The following is a 4912-nucleotide window of genomic DNA, read 5'->3' as shown; positions in this document are numbered from 1 at the left end:
CAACGTATAATGCTATGAGCATTTACAACATAGTCTTGGTCGACAATAAGAAAGTAAACTTCATTCAAAAGTTTACTTTCAGTTTTATAAGGCGGTTCATTTTTTCGTATTCCGTATCTTCTAGAGTTTTCTTAGTGTATAGTTGTGTCCTTCTATTTCTTTTCCCTCATTTCAACAGCAAAGTTCATGATCTCTTTCTGTGTTAATTTTTCTTCTTTAATATCACCGAAAATGCCCGAACCAACATATTTCATATCATCCCATTTGCAGAAAGGTTCTTCATCTTTTAAAACCATTTCTGTATACCTTTCCCATACACCATTAATGTTTGCCATATTGAATCGCCCCTCGTCTTGTAAAATTCTTAGTGCAAACATCTTATCCGAGTAATAAAAGTCGTAAGGTGTATCCTTATTAAAATAACGCTGAAAATCGATTTCATCTTCTAGTTCTGGAATATTTCTCTTTGCTGTTTCAACTTTTATATAAGAAGAAAGCGGAAAGTCCTCCAATTCATCGTCATATATATGCTCTAAAACCCAATTTCACCTTCTATTCTAACTAACAAGTCGTGAAATTCGTTTCTTCTGCCATGAAAGTTTATAGTATCCGTATTGCAAAAGTAAACTCACAATAAATGCAGCTGGATATCCAATCCATATTCCTCTTATACCAAGATTTGTATGATAAGAAAGGTAATAAGCAACTGGAACTTCTACAACCCATATTGATACGACACCGATAACAGTGGGCCATAGTACAGTTCCACTTGCTCGCATTGTCGCACCAATAATTTGAGCATGACCGAAAATTAAGTAACTCCAAAGTGTAATCATCACTAAACTATGAGCAATTTCGATTGTATTCGGGCTCGTTAAGAATAACGATAGGATTTCTCTTGAAAACAAGTAAATAAGAGCGATTAATATTCCACCAATTATATAGTTCATAACAATTCCAGCACGAATAACTTTCTGTAATTGATTAAATTGATTCGCACCAATGGATTGTGCAGCGAAAATGGATACCGTAATTCCAAGACTGACTGCCGGCATCTGAACATAACTTGCAACCTGGTTCACAACCCCATATGCAGCAGTCGCATCAGATCCGAAGCGATTCACAAATGCGATTACCGCAATCTCAGATAACGAAACAAGTATCATATTAATACTCGCTGGAATCCCAAGGCGTAATAATAGTTTTAATAAATCCCAATCCATACGAAGATATTTCCGTACTGTTTCATCTAATTGCAGTGGATGATTCTTCTTCTTTAAATAAATAAGCATAACAACAAATGTTACAATTGTTGAGATAACAGAAGCATAAGCGGCCCCATACACATCAAACTTCGGCATTCCTAGCCAGCCAAAAATTAAAATAGGTAATAAAATCATATTTAAAGCTGTACTAACAATTAAGAAATAAAATGGTGTTTTAGAATCTCCTGTACCTCGCATAAATGTTGTATAGGCAAAATATAAGAATAAAACTGGCATAGAAATAAATAAAATACGCGCATAATGCACACTCATATCAATTATATTTTCTGGCGTACCCATAAAGCGCATAATATTTAGGGCAAATATACTTCCTACCACTGCCAAAATAGCTCCTATTATAAAGGTAAAAGTCAGTGTAGTACCAACAATAGCTTTTAAGTGATCTTCATTACGGGCACCAAATGCCTGACCAATTAAAATCGAACTACCTGATCCAATCCCAATTACAAATGATACAAGTAAAAAGAATAATGGGAAAAATGCTGAAATAGCAGCTAAATCATTCACACCAAGCCATCGCCCTACCACTACCATACCAAACAATTGTCCAACTGATTGTAATATATTACTTAAAAGCAAGGGAACTAAAAACATAGACATTGATTTCCATATTGGTTGCCCTTGATTTTTTGATTTTGCACTTTCTTGAATATTATCTGTAGATGATTTCACATTTCATTTCTCCTTTTATTAGGGGGCACTATGTCATTCTGGGAATCGTACGCGAAAGACAAAAAGAGATTTTAAACTCAACTTTATTATTTGTAAACATTACTCTATATTAAATAATCAACATTGTTCACCAATTTCAGAGTTAAATTTGGTGATGAATTTTAGCTACCTCTTTTTAAAAAGTCCTTCTATATGGATACTGCTCATAGCCAATAAGCTATTTTTTCATAATGTCCTCAAAACATGAAAGATGTTTTGGGGATGTTTCATTTCACTAGATTGATAGGCTTGTGGCGGTACCCTAAATAACATACCAAAATACACTTAATTTGGTAATAAACATCAGTTTCATTTGAACTAAACTAGCTTGGGTTCCGTACATAAGAAAATATTGTATCGTATAACTTAATACCGTAATAACAAAAAAACAACATATAAACCAAGCGTATTTATTGTTAGTTATTCAACTTCTAGTATCCCAAAAATTAACATGATTACAGTAAAACACACGATATAAACGACTAACTGAATAACGATAAGCAGTATAAAACTGATAGGTTATTCGATAGAATTTTCATACCAATCACCACATGCTCCACAAATTCTTCAGCCACAATAGTTTTGCTTTATTTAATACCTATTTTAAATTTAAAGGTTTCAATTTTATCGACTGCCTTGTTATATCCTCCAGCATTTTTTAAAGATTCTCCAATTCTATGGCTATTTTTTGTATAAATATCATTTGATAACACATGCATCGCTGTATTACGTAATATCTCCGGAGTAAGCAATTTACGATTTAACTGGACTCCGGCTTCTAATTCTTCTATTCTTTGAGCAATTATAGGCTGATCTCCCATAACTGGAATAACTAGCATAGGAACACCAAAATATAAACTTTCACTGGAACTATTCATTCCCCCATGTGTAATAAATAGATCAGTATGTTGTAGAATGTCTAATTGAGGAACGTAATTATATAGCTTAAAATTAGAAGGAATATTATTTAATTGACTAATATCATTTTGCTTCCCTACAGCTAATATGACAGTAACCGAGCTATTTCGAAATGCTTCAAAACATGTGTGATAAAAATCGGGTTGCTGGTTAAATACTGTTCCCATAGAAATAAAAATCAGCTTGTTTCCCTTTTCCTGTTCTAAGGAAAAAGAATCTACATCTTTACGCTGTGCAATAGAGGGCCCGACAAATATATAAGAATCATCAAATTCTTCGACATTTGGTTGATACAATTTTGATGTATATACAATTGTAATATCCCCCGGGCATGTCATCACATTCTGTTTTTCATTAAGAATAATTCCATAAATATCTTCCCATTTTTTCAAAATACACATGACTTCCTGATATAAAGGGGATTTTTTATTTTCTTCTTCATGATTTTTCATAAGAGTAGAAGCTATCTTTTTAGTAATGGCAAATGTTGTACATGAAGAAATTTTAGGTAATTGTAATACTTCTGCTATGATCCATCCAACAGCGAAATTATTATCATATATAACATAATCGTATTCTTCTTCTTTTACTTCTTCTAAAATTATCTCTATTATTTTATCCATGGATTTTACCATGTGTAATAATAGTTCTTGAGAATCTATTTGCCTACTCATTCTTTTTACCATGTCTATTTGTGATATGAAATTTTCATATGGTCGAAACAAAGCTCCTGTATTCTCTATTTTACTTCTATACTTTTCTACGCAATAGTAAATAACTTCCTCGCCTCTTTTTATTAGTTCTTCGACAAGTGCAATTGTCGGATTAATATGTCCTTCTCCTGGAAAATTAAACATTAGAACTTTTGCCATATTATTGTTCCTCCCCTAAAGTTTAATTAACTATTCTATTATTACTAATATCAATCACGTACTGATACTTGAAGTAAAGGTAAGGATTTTCTCCTTTCATTTTAATGAAATCACTTGTGCTATTAAATGGAAAAAACAATTAAGAAACAAAGTAGATATAAAAAATCACATAATTCCCTCTCTCTATTTCTCTCATGTATAATAAAAAATAACTAAGAGTAGAAAGGGCTGAATTATGCGCAGATATCAATATTTTTAATCTACCCATCACCAATATAATGGAGGTAAAAGTATTGATTACAGAATTATACACACAAAGATTACATTTAAGAAAAACAGAGGAATCCGATTCATTAAGCTTATTTAAAATATGGTCTGATCCAGATGTTACGAAATTCATGAATATTATTAATTTCACTACTGAGGATCAAGCAAAAGACATGATTAAATTTCTAAACGAGCTGGCTCAAAGCAATAAGGCGCTCCGATTTACTATTATCGAAGCAAAATCTAATCAAATCATTGGTTCATGTGGTTATAATTTCTTAGATTTCGAAAACTCTAAAACTGAGATTGGTTATGATATTTCAAAAGCATTTTGGGGCAAAGGATATGCACCTGAAGCACTCTCCGCTTTATTAGACTATGCATTTACTAATTTAAAGCTAAACCGTATTGAAGCAAAAGTTGAACCTGAAAATCTAAATTCCATAAGNNGTATTGAAGCAAAAGTTGAACCTGAAAATCTAAATTCCATAAGTGTTTTAAAAAAATTAAAATTCACATTAGAAGGAACGCTAAGAAAAAGTGAAAAATCAAATGGAAAATTCATCGTATCTATTCGAAATTAATAACTGATTAATTTCTGTCTCTCCCCTATACTTCAGTGAAGTATAGGGTCTTTTTATTCCTTAAGAAAATTCAAATTGTAAGTCAATAGAAAATTGATTTCGTTTCTAGTTACTAACCTACAACTCAAAACTGTCTATAAAGGTACACCTTTATAGACACACAAAATACTTCCCACGTCTTCGAACACATAATAATAAAAACCCATTGCTCTCATGTACATATACTGAGATTAATGGGTTTTATCAGTTTAACATTTGTATGTTTTGTAAAACT

General features: G+C 31.9%; 3 protein-coding genes and 1 pseudogene. 1 reads left to right on the top strand and 3 read right to left on the bottom strand.

Annotated elements, in window-relative coordinates; genetic code table 11:
* Window positions 1-152 precede the first annotated feature (152 nt).
* The 3 genes from DN403_RS30495 to DN403_RS30485 all read right to left on the bottom strand — a co-directional run bounded on the left by DN403_RS30495 (window position 153) and on the right by DN403_RS30485 (window position 3787).
* Window positions 153-335: a hypothetical protein gene (locus tag DN403_RS30495; RefSeq protein WP_075313701.1), complete on the bottom strand. Its 183-nt coding sequence runs from the start codon at window positions 333-335 to the stop codon at window positions 153-155.
* Window positions 336-557: 222 nt separating this feature from the next.
* Window positions 558-1958 carry an MATE family efflux transporter gene (locus DN403_RS30490; RefSeq protein WP_149186107.1) on the bottom strand — a complete coding sequence of 467 codons (1401 nt, stop codon included), beginning with the start codon at window positions 1956-1958 and terminating at the stop codon, window positions 558-560.
* A 626-nt stretch (window positions 1959-2584) separates the two neighbouring features.
* Window positions 2585-3787, bottom strand: a complete 1203-nt coding sequence (locus tag DN403_RS30485; protein ID WP_149186106.1) for a macrolide family glycosyltransferase — start codon at window positions 3785-3787, stop codon at window positions 2585-2587.
* A 293-nt stretch (window positions 3788-4080) separates the two neighbouring features.
* On the opposite strand from DN403_RS30485, the pseudogene DN403_RS30480 reads away from it, so the two are divergent.
* Window positions 4081-4649 (top strand): annotated as a pseudogene (locus tag DN403_RS30480) (GNAT family N-acetyltransferase).
* Window positions 4650-4912 lie beyond the last annotated feature (263 nt).

The sequence above is a fragment of the Bacillus sp. AY2-1 genome, assembly GCF_008368965.1.
Taxonomy (GTDB): Bacteria; Bacillota; Bacilli; order Bacillales; family Bacillaceae_G; genus Bacillus_A; species Bacillus_A thuringiensis_S.
The sequence above is the reverse complement of the archived record's forward strand: the minus strand, read 5'-3'. Positions and strand labels throughout refer to the sequence as shown.